Origin of the sequence: Paenibacillus sp. JNUCC32 (genome assembly GCF_014863545.1) — a bacterium.
Classification (GTDB): domain Bacteria; phylum Bacillota; class Bacilli; order Paenibacillales; family Paenibacillaceae; genus Paenibacillus_AQ; species Paenibacillus_AQ lautus_A.
Genome location: NZ_CP062260.1, coordinates 4,331,510 through 4,350,691, shown reverse-complemented (window position 1 = coordinate 4,350,691; position 19,182 = coordinate 4,331,510). Strand labels below are relative to the sequence as shown.

The following is a 19,182-nucleotide window of genomic DNA, read 5'->3' as shown; positions in this document are numbered from 1 at the left end:
ATAGAGAGAATTCAGGTTTGCGTGATGCCAGGAATTTGAAAATAATGCGTTTTCAACCTGGATCCATGCCGGAAGCGTTTGATCAAATGTTGGCAATTTCCGAACATTATCGACATTTTGATAAGGTAATGTTCTGTGATATACGCAGTTTTCCACCAAATTTTTGCTAAAAAACACATTAAACTACATAAAACGCTAAAATTTTTGTTTTGACATCTGCTTGTCTATACCATAGGATAATAGTATAAAAAGTGCTCACTTAGGAGGATAAGGTCAGGAAATGAAAAAGACATGGTCAATTCTATTAACACTCGTATTATCCGTTGGATTGCTTGCAGGTTGCGGCAACGATGATAAGTCTACTGACAGTGGTGCAGCTAATGGCGGTTCCGAAGGATCTCAAGATAAGAAACGCATTGCACTAGTTCTTCCTGAGAAGATCGGCGTGAATCCATTCTTTGCCTTGATGGACGAAGGATTGCAAAAGGCTGCTGCCGATTTCAACGTTGAAGTCAAAACGATTGAATCGACAGACCCTGCTTCGATCGAGCAGAACCTCCGCACGGCGGTTGCCGAGAAGTATGATCTGATCATCACATCCACCTTCCAGATGGAGGATGCATTGAAGAAGGTTGCACCGGAGAATCCGGACGTGCCGTTTGCGATCATTGACACGGTCGTGGATTTGCCGAACGTCCGCAGCGTCGGATTCCGCGAGCATGAGGCTGCTTATCTTCTGGGGGCGGCTGCAGGATTGGCAACGAAAACGAACAAGGTCGGCAACGTTGTGGCCAACGACATTCCGATTATGCATAAATATATGACCGGCTTTGAGGAAGGCGCGAAATCGGTCAATCCGAACATCGAAGTTTTCGTTAACTTCGTAGGCGGATTCGACGATCCGGCAAAAGCGAAGGAGCTTGCGCTCCTGCAGAACTCCAAGGGCGCGGATTTCGTAGCCGGCATGTCCGCCGTTGGCGATCTGGGCGTGTTCGAAGCAGCGAAAGAGAAGGGCTTCTACACTTCCGGACAAGATACGGACAACACCGAGCCTGAGCATGTGGTGCTTGCGCAGTTGAAAGGTACCGACGCTGTCGTATACGAAACGGTGAAGGATTTTGCAGAGGGCAACTATACTTTCGATATTCGCGACTACGGCCTGAAAGAAGGCGCCGTAGGTCTCACTTACGTTACGCATGAGAGCAAAACGCCGCTTAACCCATTCATTGGACAAGACATCGTGGATCAGCTTAAGGTGATTTCCGACGATATCATCGCCGGAAAGATTAAAGTAACGAACGCATTGGAACAAAATTAGTTCTTACCTGGACCGGCTGCACATGGGCAGTCGGTCTTTCATTCAGAAACGAAAGGAAGGCATGACTCGATGCTACTCCAGATGGACAATATTACGAAGAAGTATGGCGAGTTCAGCGCAAACCGCGGCATTGATTTTTCGCTGCGCGCGGGTGAGGTTCATGCGATAGTCGGGGAAAACGGTGCAGGCAAAACGACGCTGATGCGGATATTGTACGGGATGGAGCAGCCAACCTCGGGTACGATTCGGCTGAATGGCAAGGAAGTTTCGTTTGCAAGCCCGCTTGACGCGATTCAAGGCGGAATCGGCATGGTGCATCAGCACTTCATGCTGTTTCCTACGTTTACGATCGCCGAGAATATCGTGATCGGCAATGAGCCGGGCTCAGGTGCCGGGTTTGACCGCAAGCAAGCCGTGAAGATCGTGGAAGGACTCTGCGAAAAATACGGCATGAAGGTGGACCCGCGCGCCACCGTAAGCAGCAGCGCCCCCGGCGTGCAGCAGCGGGTTGAAATATTGAAGGTGCTGTATCAGGGAGCCGAAATCATCATTCTGGATGAGCCGACGGGCGTGCTGACGCCGCTCGAGGTGCAAGAGCTCCTGGATGCCATTAAACAGCTCTCCAAACAGGGAAAAAGCTTTATCCTGATTAGCCATAAGCTGAACGAGGTCCTTGACGTGGCCGATCGCATTACGGTGCTCCGTGACGGTGCCGTCACGGGCGTGGTGGAGAAGGGGAACACCGATGCCCACCAGCTCTCCCGTCTCATGGTCGGCCGCGAGCTGATGGAACTGGACCGCAAGCCGATCACGCCGGGCGAGAAGGTGCTGGAAGTATCGGACGTCTCGATCCGCGGAACGAAAGGCAAGCCGGTTCTGGACGGCGTAAACCTGGAGGTACGGGCCGGCGAGGTTGTCGGGATCGCCGGTATTTCAGGCAACGGGCAATCCGAGCTGCTTCAAGTGATCTCGGGCCTGGCTCAGCCGGACAGCGGCCGGATTGCCGTGTCGGGCAAGGACGTAACCGGCATGTCGACAAGAGAAATACGGGAACACGGGTTAGCCCATATTCCGGAGGATCGCTACGTATGGGGTGCCAATCGAACGGCAACCGTGATGGATACCGGGCTTATGGGGCACCAACGTCGCTTGCAGCAGGGCGGCTTCCTCAAACTCAAGGACATTCGTTCGCTCGTATCCGGATGGGTTCAGAAATTCTCCATCAAGACGGGCTCTCTGGAGACCAGCACGCAGTATTTGTCCGGCGGCAATCTGCAGAAGCTGATCGTGGCACGGGAACTGGAGCAGGGAACTCCGTTCCTGATCGCGGCGGAACCGACGCGAGGCGTCGATATCGGTGCCATGGAGACGATTCATGGCGAACTGCTCAAGCGGCGCGAAGAGGGCACGGGAATTTTGCTGGTATCGTCGGAATTAACGGAAATCTTGAAACTGTCCGACCGTGTTCTGGTCATGTATGAAGGCCGGATCGCGGGCGAACTGTCGGCGAAGGAAGCGACAGAAGAGAAATTGGGACTGCTGATGGCGGGGGGAACTCTGTAATGAACAAATGGACTAAATTTACGCTTCCGCTGCTTCAGCCGATTGCCGCAATCATCGTGGGGCTGCTTGCCGGAGCCATCGCGATCCTGATTGCCGGCGGCGATATCCTGCAGACCTACGCGGAGATGTGGAAGGGTGCCTTCGGCGGGATGTATTTCTTTACGAATACGCTGTCCCGCGCGACCCCGATCATTCTGATCGGTCTGGGCGCGGCGTTTGCCTTCCGTGCAGGCTTCTTTAACCTAGGCGCGGAAGGACAAATGGTGTTTGGCGCGCTTTCCGCCGCGTTGATCGGATTGTATATGCCGGGTCCGGGCTGGCTGGTGTGCATCGTTGCGATTCTTGCCGGCGTTGTCGCAGGGGGATTATGGTCGGTAATGGCCGGATATTTTGATGCCCGGTTCCGGGTGAACCTGCTGATCTCCACGCTGCTTCTGAACTATGTGGCCGTATTGTTTGCAGGGTATCTGGTCGCCTATCCGCTGAAGGACCGCTCGGGTTCGGCCGCGATGGCGCAATCCGAAATGCTCGATAACAGCGTCTGGCTGCCGAAGCTGATCTCCGGCATGCCGCTGCATGTCGGCTTTGTGCTCGCGGTGCTGGCTGCGTTGATTATATTTGTCTTGTTGAAGCGCTCCGTGATCGGCTACGAAGTACGGATGCTAGGCGGCAATCCGCTGTTTGCCCTGTTCGGCGGGGTTAAGCGCGGGCCGATGATGCTTGGCGCGATGTTCTTCAGCGGCGGCTTGGCCGGACTTGGCGGGGCCGTTGAAATCCTGGGCTCCCAGTATCGTTATATCGATGGTGCGTTATCTACGGCCGACTATGCCTGGACGGGCATCATGGCAGCATTGCTGGCAGGGTCGCATCCGATCGGCACGCTGATTGCATCGATTTTCTTGGCCGCGCTGCAGACGGGCGGCATGGGCGTGGAACGGAATACGGAAGTGCCGCTTGAGGTAGGAGCGATCATCCAAGCCGTGCTGATTCTGTTTATCTCCGCCCGATTCACATACAGCTTCCTGAAGCGCAGAAAGGGGAACAAATCCGATGGAACAGCTGTTTGACCTTGCTTTAATCAACTCGGCCCTCCGCGTGCTCACTCCGATCCTGCTTGCGGCTCTCGGCGGTGCCCTGTGTTCGCGCGTCGGATTGTTCAACGTCGGTTTGGAAGGCTTTATGCTGCTGGGGGCTTTCTCAGCCGTGGTGGGGAACCACTTTTTCGGCAACGTGTTTTACGCGATTTTGTTCGCGATTGCGATCGTGTCGATCTTCTCCTTTATCTTTGCTTACCTCAGCATTAATCTGCAGGCCAACGTCATCGTGGTCGGTATCGCGATGAATGCGCTGGCGGCAGGGTTGACCACATTCAGCTTGCGGGCTATTTTTGATGTGAAAGGTGCATTTTATGATAATACGATGGTCGGGCTGCCGAAATGGAACATTCCGATTATCGAGGATATTCCGGTGATCGGTCCCATTTTGGCGGGCCTGACGCCGCTTGTGTATCTGTCGTTTTTGATTGCGGGCCTCATGTGGTATTATTTCTATCGCACGAAGAACGGCTTCCGTTTTCTGGCTGCCGGCGAGAATCCGCTCGCTGCCAAAAGCGTGGGCATCCGTGTAAGACGGTATCAGTATGGAGCCGTGCTCGCGAGCGGCGTGTTATGTGCGCTTGCAGGCGCGCAGCTGTCGCTTGGACAGGTGACGATGTTTACGGAAGGCATGACGGCCGGCCGCGGCTTTATCGCGCTCGTCGCCACGATGCTGGGCCAATCGGGTCCGCTTGGGGTAACGGCGGCAAGCCTGCTGTTCGGCTTTATGGATGCACTCAGCATCCGGTTCCAGGGGCTGGCGCTGCCTACGCATTTTACGCAGATGCTGCCTTATGTCGTAACGATTCTGGCGATGTTCTTCTTTAAGGATAAAAGCTTCCAGCAGGACGCGCTGAAGCAGGGATCCAGTTCCAGATAAGCGCGTAGTCCGCTACGCGACAACCTGTGATTGAAGTCATCCCGTCGATAAGCGGATGCGAAAGCGATCAAGCGTAAAGGAGATGAACATGTGCATAAAAAAGCAGAACGTTTGAAAAAAATGAAGCCGGTGGCGGTGGGCAACCTGACCGAAGAGCAGCGGGCCAAGCTGCCGCCGGGGCAGACGCTGACCGAGAAGTTCCCGATTTTGCATGAAGGGGAGGTTCCCCATTACGACATGTCGGAATGGACCCTCCGGGTTTTCGGCGAAGTGGAAGAGGAACGGACCTTTACGTATGATGATATTCTGGCGTTGCCAACGGTAACCGTGAACACTGACATTCACTGCGTCACGCGCTGGTCCAAGTTCGATACGGTATGGGAGGGCATCCTGTTCCGGGATTTCATAGCAGGGCTTCGGATCAAGCCGGATGCCAAATACGTCATGTTTCATGCCGATCCCGATTATGACACGAATGTGCCGATCGAGGATTTGCTCCGTGACGATGTGCTGCTGGCCTATCGTTTCAACGGCGAGCCGCTGACGGACAAGCACGGCTGGCCGCTGCGCACGGTCGTGCCGCACCGCTATTTCTGGAAGAGCGCCAAGTGGCTGCGCGGCATCGAGTTTATGAAGGAAGACCGCCCGGGCTTCTGGGAACGCAACGGCTTCCACAATGAAGCGGACCCGTTCAAGGAAGAGCGGTTTAGCGGCGAGGCGCTGGATATACCCGAAGACGAATGGACACGTAAGGAGTTTGACTAATATGTTGATGCCTATTTTGCAAGTGAACTCGGAGGATATACCTGAATTTGTGATCGTCTGCGGCGATCCGAAACGCGCGGAGACGATATCCCGTAAGCTCGAAAATGCGCGCGAGCTGGCGTTCAGCCGCGAGTACCGCACTTTTGTAGGGACGTATGAAGGCGTTGAGCTGGCGGTAACCAGCCATGGCGTCGGCTGCCCGGGAGCGGCCGTTTGCTTCGAGGAGCTGATCCGCGCGGGCGCGAAGACCTTGATTCGCGTGGGGACCGCCGGGTCTTATCGGGCGGACACTCCTGCGGGGAGCCTTGTGGTCAGCACCGCGGCAATCCGTACGGACGGTCTGACGAAGCAGCTGGTACCGGACGGTTTTCCGGCGGTTGCGGACAGCCAGGTGGCGGAGGCGTTGTACGAATCCGCGCTCGCGATCGGCGAAGGCGTCGTGCGCAAGGGCATAACCGTCACGCTGGACGTGTTCTTTAACGGAGTCGAGGAAGTGCCGCACCAGAAATATAAAGCGGCGGGCGCGCTCGGCGTCGAGATGGAAATTGCGGCGCTGTACGTCGTTGCGGCGATCCGCGGCGTTCGCGCCGGCGCGATTGTGGCCATGGACGGCTTTGCCGACGCCGACCTTGCGGCCGAGTACGACCCGAACACAAACGTGGTTGCCGACGCGGTGGAGCGCGAGATTAACACCGCTTTGCAGGCCGTGGTGAAGCTGGCGAAGCAAGGCTAGCCAGGGATGAAGAAAGCCGGATTTACCTCAGCGTAAGCTGCAGGAAATCCGGCTTTCTATTTTGAGTAAGATGCACTTCCTTTTGATAACTTAAAACAGCAAATCCAGCCGTGTCTTGTTTTTACTGCTTGGCCGGCTGAAGCGTGAAGAAGGGAACCTTCTCGATTCCGACAGCCCGCACGTAAGTAAACAACTGTCCTTTATGGTGGATTTCATGGTCGACCATATTGTTTAACCACACGTTGCCGGGCGCTGTGAACCCATTGAAGTCGAGCGGCTGCTCAAGCTGGCTGTCGGACAATTCGGCAAAAAGGGCCGTGGTCGATTCGGTCGACGCTTGCACGATATTTCGAATGTCATCGATAGTCTCGAATTGGGTGGAAATCGAGGGTGGAGTAAACGAGCCGTTTTGGATGGAACGCAGGAACATATCCGAGGCTGCCGCAATATGAACAGCTAATACGCCCAAGGTATAGGCATTTTCCCACGGTTTATAATCCAAATGCTCGCTCTGTACGTCCTGCAGCAGCTGAAGCAAGACCGTACGGTGTCTATGCCATCGTTCGAATTGCTGTTGACCTTCATGACTCATGGTTGATCCTCCTTGATCGATTACAGGATAAAGTCTTGGAATAGGCTCCCGTCTTATTTGCGGTTCATAAACACAATTCGATAAGAAATAGCGGATTCCTCCCCTATGCTCAAGCTATCCCAGGTGTTGAATTCAATAATATTGGAAGAAAACAGTTGCAAAAGGAAAACGGACCGTATATACTGAGTTCAATTAGTGATTGGTCAATCAATAATAAATTATAACGAGTGAGAGGAGGTTGGTTGAATGGCTAGAGCTTCAACCTCTGCGAATCGGCGAAATGAGATTGTAGCAGCAGCAATCGAAGTGTTTGCAGAGATCGGATACTATCGCGCGACCACGGCTCAGGTTGCCGAACGGGCAGCGATATCCCAGCCTTACGTCTATCGGTTCTTTACCAAGGAATCGCTGCTCGTGGAATCGCTGACGGTTTCCTGGAAGCGCATCGTGCAGGCATTTCAGGGGGTCATCGAGTCCGCTGCTCCGGAGGAATTGGAGACGGGCCTGATCCGGGCGTACGAAGGGATCGTGCAATCCCATCGCAGCGAAATCTTGCTGCAGATGCAGGCACAGACGATCCAGGAAGCGCCCATCCGCGAAGCGATGCAGCAGGGAATGAACGAGGTGAAGGACCTGGTTCAGAATGCTTTCGTGAAAGCGGGATTCGAGGATGCCGACAAGAAAACCTCCGATTTTCTGGCCCGGGGGATGCTGTGCAATGTAGCCATGGCGATGGATATGCCGAATATGATGCCCAAAAGATAAGGCGCGCGTCGATGTGCCGCACCGCGTACTGCATCAGGTTGTGCGCGGTGGAGAAAGGGCATTTCTTTTTTAATCAATTGTAATTGATCAATCAATTATTTTAATATGAGGAGAGATTGATGATGAAAAAAGCGATTGTTTTGGGTGCGACAGGCGGCGTAGGGGCCCCATTGACGGCGGAGCTGGTGAAGCGCGGAATTCAAACGGTAGCCTTCGGCCGTTCCGTTAAGAAGCTGAATGAGCTGGCTGAGCAGCTGGACTATTCTCCTCTGCTTACGCTGGAAACGGGAGATGCCTTTAATCCGGAGGATATCCGAAGAGCCGCGGATGGGGCCAACGTTATTTTTCAAAGTGCCAATATTCCTTACCACGAGATGGAATCCAGGCTGCTGCCGCTGGGTGAATCGGTCATGACGGCTGCAGAGAAGCTGGGGACCAAGGTTGTGGTGGTAGATGGAATCTATCCTTATGGCAGACGCTTAATGGAAAAGGCAACGGAGGATCATCCCAAAAAACCGCATACCCGTAAGGGCAAAATAAGATTGGCCTACGAGCAGCTGATCTTCTCGTCGCGCTGGCATAAAGCAAACCCTCTTATCGTAAGGCTGCCCGACTACTATGGCCCTTCCGCGCAGGCATCCTATTTATCCGTCACGATGGAAGCCATTGCGGCCGGGAAGCCAACCGCCTTCATCGGCAACATGAGCGTTCCCCGCGAATACGTCTATTTGCCGGATGCCGCCCGCATGATCGTAGAGATTGCCGAGAGAGAGGAGTCCTACGGGCAGAACTGGCATATCCCCGGACCGGGCGTGATTTCAGGCCATGAGCTGGTGCGAATTGCGCAGCAGACCGCCGGAAAGCGCAAGGCGGTAATGCCGCTCGGACGAATCGGGCTCTCCCTGATCGGGTTATTCAATCCGGTGATGAAAGAGGTGGTTGAGATGCTGTATTTGACCGAGGAGCCTTTGGTGCTGAGCGGCGAGAAATACGAGCGCCTGATCGGTCCGATTCAATGGACGCCTCATGAGCAGGCGATTGCGGCGACCATGAGGAGTTTAATGAAAAAACGCGCATGAGCAGCGGAAGCCATGAAGAGTGGCGCAGCAGCGATATCATGATATGCGAAGGGATTATTTTTTAGATATTAGTAATTGATCAATCAATAATAAATCGAGGGTTTCTCTCTCGAGTTGTTGTCTCTTCGAAGGAGGTGAATCCAATATGGCTAAACTTCAGCTCAAGTTTATGGACGGTTTCTTTGCGGCGGTTATGCTGGTGTGCATGCTTAGCTGGTGGGATTAAAGCATCAGGGAAGAGGAGTTGTTAGCGGCTGAATGAAAATAGAAGGAGGATGCAAGCATGAAGGAAGAGATGCGTTCGATATGGTTTTCCAGGCACTCGCTCTTGCTGGGCGCAGTAGCCGTACTGCTGGTGCTGTTCTCCATGTGGGATTAATGTTCGTTAACACGCTGACCGCGAAGACGGTCGGCGTGTTTTTGATTGGTTGAAAAATAATTTTCGAGAATATCCATCAGTTTCTTTTTCCCAAACGTTATATTAACAGAAAAGACAAAACGAAAAGTGAGAGGTTGGCTAATGCAAGTATGTGATCTCTATGAAAACCTGAAGGACGATGTCCAGCGTTATGCCAGATCCATCGCCAAGCATGCTTACGAAGCGGATGATCTGGTCCAGGATGCCTTTATGAAAGCCATCAAGGAGCCGAACCTGGCAGCGCTGCCCCTTCACAAGCAAAAGGCCTGGTTCTTCAGAGTCGTCAAAAATCGCATGATCGATATTAGCCGCCGGGAGAAGCGGCTCGTATCGTGGGAGGATGATCTGGTCTTCGCCGAGCTCCCCGTTTCAAGCCGCAATATAGAAATGACGGAATGGCTCGCCCGTTTGCCGCAATCGCAGAGCGATATCGTGTTTAAGCGCTTTTGGCTCGGGATGTCCAGCCAGGAAATCGGCGATCAGCTGGGTATGCCGTCAGCCACGGTTCGTTACAAATTGCAAACCGCCATCAAAAAATTGAGAAAACTATGGGAGGAAGATATGAAATGAGCAGAATCATCGAGAATGTAGGGATGTTGGATCTTACGCAGGCAACGGAGGAAACCGTAACAAGCATCGAGCGGATCGGAAACGTAGGTCTGGTAATATACCGGGCAGAGACGGCACACCTCCTCACGCTGTTGAAAAACGCAGGCAATATCGGCAAGACGCTTGAAATCCCCGAGGGACACCGTTATTACAGCGGCACGCTGCGGCTGAACGAGGAATATTTTCAGCTCTTGGAGCAGCCGGACCGCGTATTCGTTAACGGCACGGTCATCATCGATAAAGGAGTATCCCTTGAAGCATTCCAGAGCGGCACGCTGCACTTGGTGGTTAACGGCGAGGTCTATGCTCCACGGCATCTGGCCGCTGCCGTTACCTCTGCACTCCTCAAAGCGGGAGGCGCCAGCGCGGAGATTCACGCTTACGAATACGAACCCCGGTTCGAGTCCGGGAAAGTGCAACTGAACAATGCATATCTGGCCTCCAACAGCGAGCCTATGGAGCTGGTCCTGAACGGCATGGTTCATCTGGATAAGGAGCTGGATATGGAGCAGTTCTCGGCCCGGATTGAAAAGATCCAAGTCAACGGCAAGGCGATTATCCATGAACATCAATCTCCGTATTTCTACGATAAATTGAAAAAGATCAACGGCTTGGTCGAGGTGATCCCGGCAGGATTCGAGTATGTAACCAAACCGTTACGGCTAAACGCAAGAAGCGTACGGCGCTTTAAAGGCCATAAGCTCTACACGAATAAGCCGCTCATTCTCGAGGCGGACGTGACCCGGGACGCCTTCAGCCAGGCCGTGTCGGAGATACAGTCAACTTCGTTCATCATTTGCGGCGAAGAGATCGAAGATCTGGTCTGGGAGCGCTGCCCCAACCTGAATACGGAAATCGTAAGTTATGAGCGGCTGTTTGTGTTCATCAGCGGCGAGGAGACCTGGTCGAGGGATCAGCTGGCGGCTTTGGGCCAGCCGGCGAGCTTCATTGTTGACGGGACGCTGACCTTTGACGATGACGTCACCGAGGAAGATATTAAGGCTTCGATGTCCTCCCTGGATCTCTTCGGCGAAGTCGTTGTAGGGGAAAAAAGAATTAAAGGCATTTTGTACCCTTACCTTCGGGCAAACAATGGAAGTATTATAGTGAAGGGGACGGAAGAGGAGCTTGCAGGTATTGGTAATGTCGGAATGTTGTCGCTATAAAAAGAAATGAGGAATGAAACATGAATATCAATAATGAAGATATTGCCAAACAGCATGTTCGCGATCTCCGTCAGGAACTGGAACGATGCCGGATGGCAACGAAATTGCGCTCGAAACGCAATGCAGCGGCCCACGCCGCAAAGACCGCACGCACGGTCGAAGGAAAGTGGAAGGCGCTGCTTGAAACCATCATCATGATGGGAAGAAGAATGCTTTAATCGGTTGAGCCGGTTAAGCGACAAATCCTAATTCTTATGAATCGTCGATGTGATAAGCATCGGCGATTTTTAGTTTTTTTGCCTGCCGGTAGTTAAAAAATATTGACATCCTTCATCATCCATCTTAAAATTCTACCTATCGGTAGGTAAAAAAGGAGCGGATGACAGCGTGAAAAAGAAGGATTTAACCTCGCAGCAAATCGTCGAGGCTGCCATCGGATTGTTTGCGACACATGGCATCGAGAAGACCAGCCTGGCGATGATTGCCGGCGAAGTGGGCATTACGAAACCGTCGATTTACTATCACTTTGCGTCCAAGGATGAATTGGTGGAGCGGGTCTTTGAATACATGTTCAGCGATTATCATTTCGATCATTATTTCTCCCTGACCGGGCTAAATGCGTTTAACTTTGCAGAGCAGCTGTACCAGGGCGGGCTGCGCATGTTTCCCGAGGAGGAAGAAGCTTTCGTGCCGGTGATGCGCTTATTGAGCGAGTTCATGCTGACCGCAAACCGGAATGCCAATTACGGCCAGCGGGTAGCTGCCATGCAGCAATCGTTCCTGGACGGCTTTCGGGAATTCATGAATCTGGGGGTCGACTTCGGGCTCGTCGATCGTCAGCATGCGGATTCCAAGGCCTATGTTCTGGCTCTGGTCATCGATAATATCACGAGTTATATCATGATGGAGATTCCGCTGGACTATCAAGCGGTCTGGAAAGAAGCGGTGAACAGCGTTCTCAGGAAAGGAGCGGACCCCATTGAATAACGAGAGGGAATACAGTGATCTCGGATTATCATGGGCAGACCGGATGCTGGTATGGGCGGTGCCGCCTTTATTAGGCGCGGTGGTCGGCTGGTTTTTGCCTGCCATTGCGGATTGGGCAACGGGCCTGGCTTGGGTGCCATTTCAAGGACCCTTGGAGTTGATCGCATCGATCCAGGGCCCATGGGTTGTTATCGTAACCGCTCTCGTGGGGCTGCTTGCTGGGACGGTGCTCTCTCACTTAGCCATTAAAGAAAGCCTTGCGGTTCGCCTGTCGGACAAGGAGATTACACTCCGCATTCATGAAGCTGAACAAACCTTTACGAGAGAAGAAGTTTCCGCTGCCTTTATGGACGGCAAGCAGCTGGTCCTGTTGGGCAACATGGGGGAGGAGCTCTATCGCGAGAAACCCGAAGCCAAGCGGGAAACGGTGGCCGAAGCCTTCAAGCGGCACGGTTACTCCTGGAGAGACCGCGATCCGTTCGCCGACCATTACGTCAGATGGGTTGCCGATTCGCCGGAACTGACGCCTAGCATGAACGCGCTCTTCCTGGCACGGGAGAAGGCCATCGAGAACGAGGATCGAGAGGACGCGGCTGATCTGCGCCGGGAGCTCTCGAAGCTGGGCATTACCGTGCGCGATGACGGAAAAAGACAATATTGGCGTCAGCACGGGCAGAAGCCATAACAGGCATAGCAACCATGAGGGCTGGCTGGTCCGATAAACGGACGATCCCGGACGGAGATTGAATCCTCCGACCGGGATGACCGTCATCGGCTGCGGTCACCCCAGACATTCGCCCGCACATTTGTATCCCCTCATATCGAACAAAATGACACCTCCCTCGCTAAAGCAAGCGTGCCCCGAACAATATCCCTCTATCGGCAAGACATCCGTCAGTCCTCTCCTTCCTTGAGAAGTTTTACAATGAAAGCGATACCTCAGCGAAGGAGATGTCCTATGAATTTTGATCTGAATATCGTACCTTTCAGCCGAAGAGCGTCCTTCTTGGCGATATCCCTCCTGCCAGCGGCCAAGGATCGCAGACAAGGTCTTTACCTGCGAACCGTCCGCGGAGGGGATGACAAGTTTGGCGAGGCGTTTCTGATAGAACTGCTAAACCGGCAGAACGAGCCGGTTCCGTTTGAACCTATTGCATCACCTGACAACATCAGGCTAACGGCATCCGATTCGTTAGGCCATGCGGATATTTGTTTATCGGACTCCCGGACCGTGCGATTCCGCTCGGAAGGCTGCGGCATCCGGCTTACCTTTTTCCCCGCCGCGTATGATTATGCCTATGAGACCCATCCGGACGGCTGGGAGGTGAACAGCTTCACGCATGGCTGCCGCTTCATGCTGACCCGGCTTGCGGGCCAGATGGGCATGGAGGTTGAATGGAACGAGATCAAGAGCTCGCGTGTGACCGCCGACTTTTCCGTGGATCCTGCATCCAATGTGGCCGAATTTGCGGTCGAAGAGTTCATGACCGTCTTGAAGCCGCGCGGCGAATGGGAGTCCTTCGACGATGCGGTTGTAAGCGCTCGCGAGGATTACGCCAGATGGCTGAACAATACCCTTGCCGTCTCTGAGCAGTGGCAGGAAGCCAGGGAGCTGGCCGCCTATATTACCTGGTCCTGCGTGGTTCCCGCCGAAGGCTGCCTGACCCGCCCGGCCATGTACATGTCCAAGAATTGGATGACCAACATCTGGAGCTGGGACAACTGCTTTAACGCGATGGCTCTCGTGCGGCATCAGCCGGAGCTGGCTTGGGACCAGTTCATGATCTTTTTTGACCGGCAGGATGAGAGCGGCCTGATCCCGGACTTCGTGAACGATAAATACGAGCTTTGGAATTGCAACAAACCGCCGATTCACGGCTGGACGCTGGCCTGGATGATGCGTCGGACCGATTATATCAAGGAGAACCAGCTCCGCGAGGTCTATGGCCCTCTAGCGAAATGGACGCAGTGGTGGTTCACGCACCGGGATCATGACGGCGACGGCATTCCCCAGTATAACCACGGCAACGACTCGGGCTGGGACAACAGCACGGCGTTCAATAACGGCATTCCCGTCGAGAGTCCCGACCTTGCCGCTTATCTGATTATCCAGATGGAGACGCTGGCCGAAATCGCGGGCTTGCTGGGCCTGTCGGAGGAATCGGCCGATTGGAGACGGAGAGCGGATGATACGCTGGACAATATGATTCGGCACTTCTGGAAGGACGGCCGGTTTACGGCCTGCCGTTCGGGAACGCATGAGCCGTCCGAAGGGGACAGCCTGCTGCTGTTCGTTCCTATTCTGCTGGGTAAACGCCTACCCGAGCATATCCGCATGGCTCTGCTGGAAGGGCTTCGGGATGAAAGCCGATTTCTGACGAGCAACGGCTGGGCGACCGAAAGCGTAAGCAGCCCATACTATAAGCCGGACGGATATTGGCGCGGCCCGATCTGGGCTCCTTCCACGATGCTGCTGGTCGAAGGGGTGGCGGCGGCCGGCGATAAGGAGCTGGCCATGGAGATTGCGCAGCGGTACTGCCGAATGGTCAGTCTCAGCGGCATGGCCGAGAATTTTGATGCCCTGACCGGAGCCGGGCTGCGCGATCGGGCGTTCACCTGGACCTCCAGCGTATTTTTGATTTTGGGACATGAATACACGTTATAACTGTCACGGAATCACACTTCTTCCCGGGCTTTTGGCCTTGCGGAGGAGGTGCTTTTTCCGTTTCCTCTCATTTTCCAGTTGCCGCCTAATTACAAGCCCTTTGTTCAGGTTTATAATGAAAGCGGTATCACGGGATCTCGTAAGCAGTACAGCCGCATGGCGAACGATCGGATGGATGTTCACGATACGATTCGATACGACAATGGGGAGAGTAACCATGAATTTTCAGGGAATCAAAGACCGAGCCGGACGGATGTTCACCGGCACCTATCACAGTATAAGGACCAAGCTGCTTACCTGTTTTTTAGTCGTCACCCTGATTCCGCTGTTCTCGCTTGGCGGACTTTCCTATGTGCAATCCGCTAAAGTGATTAATTCCCAGTTCGGCAAATACGGCGATAATGCCGTGGCGCAGCTGGAGCAGCAGACCAGTTCGGCTTTGGGGCGGATGAAGCAGACGGCGGAGACGATTTATTCCTACCTGCTGGACCCGAGCCATTCGGGAATCGGGAACGGGACGCCGTCCACCTATGGCGACATCATGGAGAAGAACGATTTCGAATCGTTGTTGAAGTCCCTGCGGACGCAGCTGACAGCCGGGATCTACATCATAACGAGCTCCGGTTATTACTATGGGGAGAACAACCTGGACGTGAACAAACTCGGCAATATCCCGGCGTGGAACGCCAGGCCGAAAGCCTATGCCGGCACCTATTGGCTGGGCTTCTATCCGCAGGATCATTCCATTAATAACAGCGATAGCAACAACGTGCCTGTCCTGGGATTGGCGGTGCCGATCCATCACCCGGACAAGGCTCAGGACGGCAGCGTCATCCTGATCGAGGAGAACGCCGAGGAGCTGCTGCGAAGTTATGCCAAGTTCGAGGCCGACACGCATGCCCACCTGCTTATTACATCGCCGGACGGCACGGTCGTGTATGAGACGGACGCTCCGTATACGCCCCATGACAGCGATGTGGCCTGGACCCGGACGATTGACGCCAACCAATGGACCATGGAAGCCAGAATTCCCGCCAAGGCGTTCTATCAATCCTCGGACGTGATCCGGGCGAACACGATGGTTGTTGCCATCGTCTCCTGCCTGCTCGCATTTGGCATCGCCTATCTGTTCTCCTCCCGGTTCACTTCGCGGATCCGGACCTTGAAGGACTCGATGCAGAAGGTAAGCTTCGGCAAGCTGGATACCCGTACGCCGATCGAGGGCAGGGATGAGCTGGGCAGCCTCGACATGAGTTTTAACCGGATGGTAACGGGCGTGCAGACCCTGATTGGCGAGGTGGAGCAGAGCGAGCGGCTGAAAAAAGAGGCCGAGCTGCGCGCATTCCATTATCAGATCAACCCCCATCTGCTGTTCAACACCCTGAATTCCATCCAGTGGAAGGCCCGGCTGCAAGGCGCGGAGGACATTCGCCAGATGCTGTACCATCTGACGATGGTGCTGGAGGGAAATCTGGATATTTCCCAGGAGCTCGTTACCCTAAACAGGGAGCTGCGCATGATCGGCCACTTCCTGAAGATTCAGGAAATCCGGTACGGTGAAGTATTTCGTTATCGCCTGGATTGCGATGATTCGCTTCTGCCGTATTTGATTCCGCGGATGACGCTTCAGCCGCTGTTCGAGAATATATTTTTCCATGCCTTTACGGACGGGCAGGGAGAGATCCATGTCAAGGTCGAGGAGGATCATGACGAGCTTGTGCTCACGCTCCGCGATAACGGAGCCGGCATCAGGGAGGACAAACTGGCGCGGTTGTTTTCGCCGGAGACGAAGCGGAAGGGCCGCGGCGGGCTTGGCGTGCGGAACGCGGACCAGAAATTCAAGCTGCATTTCGGTCCGCTCTACGGACTGAAGGTGCATTCGGTTAAGGGAGAAGGAACAACGATCATCATACGCTGGCCGAAAAGGGAGGAGTCTTTCGATGATGAATACAGGGAACATTAAAGTGATGATTGCCGACGACGAAAGCATTGTGCGCAAGGGACTCCGCTCCACGGTGCCCTGGGAACGGTTCGGGATGGAGGTTGTGGCGGACAGCCCCAACGGCCAGGCAGCCTGGGAGGCTTTTCTGGAGTTTCGGCCGCAGGTCGTCATTACGGATATCGTCATGCCGGAGATGGATGGGATCGAGCTCTCCCGGAAGGTGAAGGAGGCTGCGCCGGAAACCCGGATCATTCTGCTCAGCTGCCACCGGGATTTCGAATATGCCCAGGAAGGGATGCGGCTTGGCGCGTCCGGGTATCTGCTGAAAACCGCCTTCGAGGACGAAGAGTTCGAAGCGATGCTGGGTAAATTTCAACGCGAGCTGTCTGATGCGCCGGCCAACGTGTACGGGCTGGAAGAACAGGTTTCCGCCCATTTGTTTGCTTGGCTTAACGGGCACAGCGACCGTTTCCCCGGAGAACTCTGGGAGCTTTGCAGCCGCGCCGGGCTGGAAGAGGGCAAGCCCATTTCGCTGTATCTGATCAAAACGGCGGGCTGCAGCGGCAGTTGGGAGCACCTGCTGAAGGAGCAGGGCTCCAAGGAGCCGGGATTGCGCAGCAGCAAGCGGGTCCCGTACGGCGCGGACAGCTGCTATTGGGCCGTGCCGGAGGAATATAAGGAAGCGGCGGACGGGCTGCTGGTGGAGATTAAGAGCCGATGCGGGAAGCTTGCCTGGAATTGGCGGGGAGGTCTTCAGGACTCGGAGGATGTGCAGAAAGCCTTTCAATCCTTGCACAAGGAAGCCGAGCTGGAGCGGGCGTACGGTCTGAGCGGAGCGCAGTGGCCGGAGCCGATCCTGCAGGCGGTTCATCTGCTGCACGAACATCCCGCGGACGAGTGGTCGGCAGCGGAGCTGGCCCAACAGGTGGGGCTGAGCCGCAGCCATTTTTCGATCCTGTTCAAGAAAACGGTCGGCGACAGCTTCATCGCGTTCCAATATAAGCGCAAGCTCCGCCTTGCTTACGGCCTACTGCGCGAAACCTCCTTAACGATGCAGGAGATCGCCGAGAAGACGGGACTCGGAGACAGCAAATATTTCAGCAAATGGTTCAAGCGCTGCACGGGTCAGACGCCAAGCCAATACCGTGCCGAACAAAAAGGGGAATCATCGTAAACAAATGAACACCCGCGGGCTAAAGTTCGAACAAAAATACGATCATCTGCGAATCAGCGCACGTTTTGAACCGCTTTCATCCGAGTTATGATGAAAGCGGTTCAATTCATATCAACTCAATACTTTAGGGGAGCTGACAATATGAAAAAGAAAATGTCATGGATCGCAATGGTTTCGGTTATGACGTTAATGGCATCGCTGCTGGCCGCATGCGGCGGCAGCGGCGGGACCGGCAGTGCGAAGCAGCCGGACGGCAGCTCATCGGAGGCGGCAACCACGCTTCGTTTCGCGACATGGGATACGGGAGATGCGCTGAAGATCGAGCAGGAGATCGCCAAGAAGTTCGAAGAGTCGCATCCCGGCACGAAGGTGCAGGTCGAGGCCTATGCCGACGGATTCGATCAGAAGCTGGCCGCCGGATTCGGCGCAGCCAATCAGCCGGACGTGATGTACATGTGGGATTTTCCGACGTATCACCAGTCCTTGGAGCCGCTGGACGGTTACGCGTCCAAGGACGAGGATTTGAACATCGATGATTTTTACCAAGGATTGTTCAACTACGGCAAGATCGACGATCAGCTGTACGGAATCCCGGCGGGCTTTACGACCCGGGTGGTGTACTACAACAAGAAGATGTTCGACGATGCGGGCATTGCTTACCCGAGCGATGGATGGACATGGGCGGAATTCCAGGAAATCGCCCAGAAGCTGACGGATAAATCGAAGAAGCAGTACGGCTTCGGCGTGCGGGCCGAGAACGATACGTATGACCTTCAAGGGTTCGTATGGAGCAACGGCGGATCCTTCATCTCGGAGGACGGCAAAACGATCGAAGGCTACATGAACAGCAAGGAAACGGCGGGAGCCATTCAGATGCTGGGCGATATGCTCAAGAACGGCTCGGCGGTCCTGACCGGAGGCAAAGGGCAGCAGAGCGGGGAGGATATTTTCAAAGCCGGCAAGATTGCCATGTGGGAGAGCGGCATCTGGCCGCTGGAATCCTTCAGGGAAGCCGGAATCGATGTGGGCACGGTAGAGATGCCGGCCTTCGAGGGCAAGCCAGTGAAGGGCGTATTGGCCGAATCCGCGTTATCCATAGCGAAGGATTCCAAGAACAAGGATCTGGCGTGGGAGTTCATTAAATTCTACGTATCGGATGAAGCGATCAAAATGCGCGTGGCCGACCTGCCGGTCCGGGTCAGCGTGGTCAACGAGCTGAAGAAGGACCAGGATCCGCTCTACAAGCCGTATTACACGATGCTGGAGCGCTCGGACAATACGCCGGCCTTTCTGCTGAATCCAAAATGGAACGAAGTGAACCGCCAACTGTCGGCAGCCGTGGAATCCGTCATGTTCGGCAGCGATGCGCAGGAGGTTCTGAACCAGGCGGTGAAGGATAGCGAACGCTATTTGAAATAATCGAAGAAAGAAG

At 54.5% G+C, this 19,182-nt stretch carries 18 protein-coding genes; 17 read left to right on the top strand and 1 reads right to left on the bottom strand.

Going from position 1 to position 19,182, the window contains the following annotated elements:
- The first annotated feature begins 280 nt into the window (after positions 1-280).
- The 6 genes from JNUCC32_RS19500 to JNUCC32_RS19475 all read left to right on the top strand — a co-directional run bounded on the left by JNUCC32_RS19500 (position 281) and on the right by JNUCC32_RS19475 (position 6,353).
- Positions 281-1,318 carry a BMP family protein gene (locus JNUCC32_RS19500; RefSeq protein WP_192569537.1) on the top strand — a complete coding sequence of 346 codons (1,038 nt, stop codon included), beginning with the start codon at positions 281-283 and terminating at the stop codon, positions 1,316-1,318.
- Positions 1,319-1,387: 69 nt separating this feature from the next.
- On the top strand, positions 1,388-2,881 hold the full coding sequence (locus JNUCC32_RS19495; protein ID WP_012819302.1) for an ABC transporter ATP-binding protein: 1,494 nt from the start codon (positions 1,388-1,390) through the stop codon (positions 2,879-2,881).
- A complete protein-coding gene (locus JNUCC32_RS19490) occupies positions 2,881-3,948 on the top strand; it encodes an ABC transporter permease (protein WP_192569536.1) in 1,068 nt (355 codons plus the stop codon). The genes JNUCC32_RS19495 and JNUCC32_RS19490 overlap by 1 nt, the downstream gene beginning before the upstream one ends.
- A complete protein-coding gene (locus tag JNUCC32_RS19485) occupies positions 3,932-4,855 on the top strand; it encodes an ABC transporter permease (protein WP_012819304.1) in 924 nt (307 codons plus the stop codon). The genes JNUCC32_RS19490 and JNUCC32_RS19485 overlap by 17 nt, the downstream gene beginning before the upstream one ends.
- Before the next feature lie 90 nt (positions 4,856-4,945).
- Positions 4,946-5,620 (top strand): sulfite oxidase-like oxidoreductase, encoded by a 675-nt coding sequence (locus JNUCC32_RS19480; RefSeq protein ID WP_192569535.1) that lies wholly within the window; start codon positions 4,946-4,948, stop codon positions 5,618-5,620.
- A 1-nt stretch (position 5,621) separates the two neighbouring features.
- Complete coding sequence (locus JNUCC32_RS19475; RefSeq protein ID WP_009594362.1) at positions 5,622-6,353, top strand: nucleoside phosphorylase; 732 nt, start codon at positions 5,622-5,624, stop codon at positions 6,351-6,353.
- A gap of 121 nt (positions 6,354-6,474) precedes the next feature.
- On the opposite strand, the gene JNUCC32_RS19470 is transcribed toward JNUCC32_RS19475, so the two are convergent.
- Positions 6,475-6,945 carry a DinB family protein gene (locus JNUCC32_RS19470; RefSeq protein ID WP_192569534.1) on the bottom strand — a complete coding sequence of 157 codons (471 nt, stop codon included), beginning with the start codon at positions 6,943-6,945 and terminating at the stop codon, positions 6,475-6,477.
- A gap of 246 nt (positions 6,946-7,191) precedes the next feature.
- Between JNUCC32_RS19470 and JNUCC32_RS19465 the strand changes: the two genes are divergently transcribed.
- From JNUCC32_RS19465 to JNUCC32_RS19415, 11 genes are all read left to right on the top strand, one after another.
- Positions 7,192-7,710, top strand: a complete 519-nt coding sequence (locus tag JNUCC32_RS19465) for a TetR/AcrR family transcriptional regulator (RefSeq protein ID WP_012819307.1) — start codon at positions 7,192-7,194, stop codon at positions 7,708-7,710.
- A 122-nt stretch (positions 7,711-7,832) separates the two neighbouring features.
- On the top strand, positions 7,833-8,789 hold the full coding sequence (locus JNUCC32_RS19460) for an NAD-dependent epimerase/dehydratase family protein (protein WP_192572700.1): 957 nt from the start codon (positions 7,833-7,835) through the stop codon (positions 8,787-8,789).
- Between the two features lie 520 nt (positions 8,790-9,309).
- Positions 9,310-9,777, top strand: a complete 468-nt coding sequence (locus JNUCC32_RS19455; protein WP_192569533.1) for an RNA polymerase sigma factor — start codon at positions 9,310-9,312, stop codon at positions 9,775-9,777.
- Complete coding sequence (locus JNUCC32_RS19450) at positions 9,774-10,982, top strand: hypothetical protein (RefSeq protein WP_192569532.1); 1,209 nt, start codon at positions 9,774-9,776, stop codon at positions 10,980-10,982. The genes JNUCC32_RS19455 and JNUCC32_RS19450 overlap by 4 nt, the downstream gene beginning before the upstream one ends.
- A gap of 20 nt (positions 10,983-11,002) precedes the next feature.
- A complete protein-coding gene (locus tag JNUCC32_RS19445; RefSeq protein WP_009594397.1) occupies positions 11,003-11,200 on the top strand; it encodes a hypothetical protein in 198 nt (65 codons plus the stop codon).
- A 169-nt stretch (positions 11,201-11,369) separates the two neighbouring features.
- Entirely contained in the window at positions 11,370-11,969 is a 600-nt protein-coding gene (locus tag JNUCC32_RS19440) for a TetR/AcrR family transcriptional regulator (RefSeq protein ID WP_192569531.1), read from the top strand.
- On the top strand, positions 11,962-12,654 hold the full coding sequence (locus JNUCC32_RS19435) for a YqeB family protein (protein WP_192569530.1): 693 nt from the start codon (positions 11,962-11,964) through the stop codon (positions 12,652-12,654). Before JNUCC32_RS19440 ends, JNUCC32_RS19435 begins: the two co-directional genes overlap by 8 nt.
- Before the next feature lie 273 nt (positions 12,655-12,927).
- Positions 12,928-14,634, top strand: a complete 1,707-nt coding sequence (locus JNUCC32_RS19430; protein WP_192569529.1) for an amylo-alpha-1,6-glucosidase — start codon at positions 12,928-12,930, stop codon at positions 14,632-14,634.
- A gap of 217 nt (positions 14,635-14,851) precedes the next feature.
- Entirely contained in the window at positions 14,852-16,597 is a 1,746-nt protein-coding gene (locus JNUCC32_RS19425) for a cache domain-containing sensor histidine kinase (RefSeq protein WP_192569528.1), read from the top strand.
- On the top strand, positions 16,575-17,750 hold the full coding sequence (locus tag JNUCC32_RS19420; protein WP_192569527.1) for a response regulator: 1,176 nt from the start codon (positions 16,575-16,577) through the stop codon (positions 17,748-17,750). The genes JNUCC32_RS19425 and JNUCC32_RS19420 overlap by 23 nt, the downstream gene beginning before the upstream one ends.
- A 141-nt stretch (positions 17,751-17,891) precedes the next feature.
- On the top strand, positions 17,892-19,169 hold the full coding sequence (locus JNUCC32_RS19415; protein ID WP_192569526.1) for an ABC transporter substrate-binding protein: 1,278 nt from the start codon (positions 17,892-17,894) through the stop codon (positions 19,167-19,169).
- The last annotated feature ends 13 nt before the right edge of the window (positions 19,170-19,182 follow it).

What these genes read in the sequence shown, in the direction of transcription:
- JNUCC32_RS19470 (WP_192569534.1), bottom strand. Translation starts at nt 6,945, where the DNA reads ATGAGTCATGAAGGTCAACAGCAATTCGAACGATGGCATAGACACCGT.
- JNUCC32_RS19475 (WP_009594362.1), top strand. Translation starts at nt 5,622, where the DNA reads ATGTTGATGCCTATTTTGCAAGTGAACTCGGAGGATATACCTGAATTT.
- JNUCC32_RS19485 (WP_012819304.1), top strand. Translation starts at nt 3,932, where the DNA reads ATGGAACAGCTGTTTGACCTTGCTTTAATCAACTCGGCCCTCCGCGTG.
- JNUCC32_RS19445 (WP_009594397.1), top strand. Translation starts at nt 11,003, where the DNA reads ATGAATATCAATAATGAAGATATTGCCAAACAGCATGTTCGCGATCTC.
- JNUCC32_RS19450 (WP_192569532.1), top strand. Translation starts at nt 9,774, where the DNA reads ATGAGCAGAATCATCGAGAATGTAGGGATGTTGGATCTTACGCAGGCA.
- JNUCC32_RS19465 (WP_012819307.1), top strand. Translation starts at nt 7,192, where the DNA reads ATGGCTAGAGCTTCAACCTCTGCGAATCGGCGAAATGAGATTGTAGCA.
- JNUCC32_RS19490 (WP_192569536.1), top strand. Translation starts at nt 2,881, where the DNA reads ATGAACAAATGGACTAAATTTACGCTTCCGCTGCTTCAGCCGATTGCC.
- JNUCC32_RS19460 (WP_192572700.1), top strand. Translation starts at nt 7,833, where the DNA reads ATGAAAAAAGCGATTGTTTTGGGTGCGACAGGCGGCGTAGGGGCCCCA.
- JNUCC32_RS19455 (WP_192569533.1), top strand. Translation starts at nt 9,310, where the DNA reads ATGCAAGTATGTGATCTCTATGAAAACCTGAAGGACGATGTCCAGCGT.
- JNUCC32_RS19415 (WP_192569526.1), top strand. Translation starts at nt 17,892, where the DNA reads ATGAAAAAGAAAATGTCATGGATCGCAATGGTTTCGGTTATGACGTTA.
- JNUCC32_RS19425 (WP_192569528.1), top strand. Translation starts at nt 14,852, where the DNA reads ATGAATTTTCAGGGAATCAAAGACCGAGCCGGACGGATGTTCACCGGC.
- JNUCC32_RS19430 (WP_192569529.1), top strand. Translation starts at nt 12,928, where the DNA reads ATGAATTTTGATCTGAATATCGTACCTTTCAGCCGAAGAGCGTCCTTC.
- JNUCC32_RS19495 (WP_012819302.1), top strand. Translation starts at nt 1,388, where the DNA reads ATGCTACTCCAGATGGACAATATTACGAAGAAGTATGGCGAGTTCAGC.
- JNUCC32_RS19420 (WP_192569527.1), top strand. Translation starts at nt 16,575, where the DNA reads ATGATGAATACAGGGAACATTAAAGTGATGATTGCCGACGACGAAAGC.
- JNUCC32_RS19500 (WP_192569537.1), top strand. Translation starts at nt 281, where the DNA reads ATGAAAAAGACATGGTCAATTCTATTAACACTCGTATTATCCGTTGGA.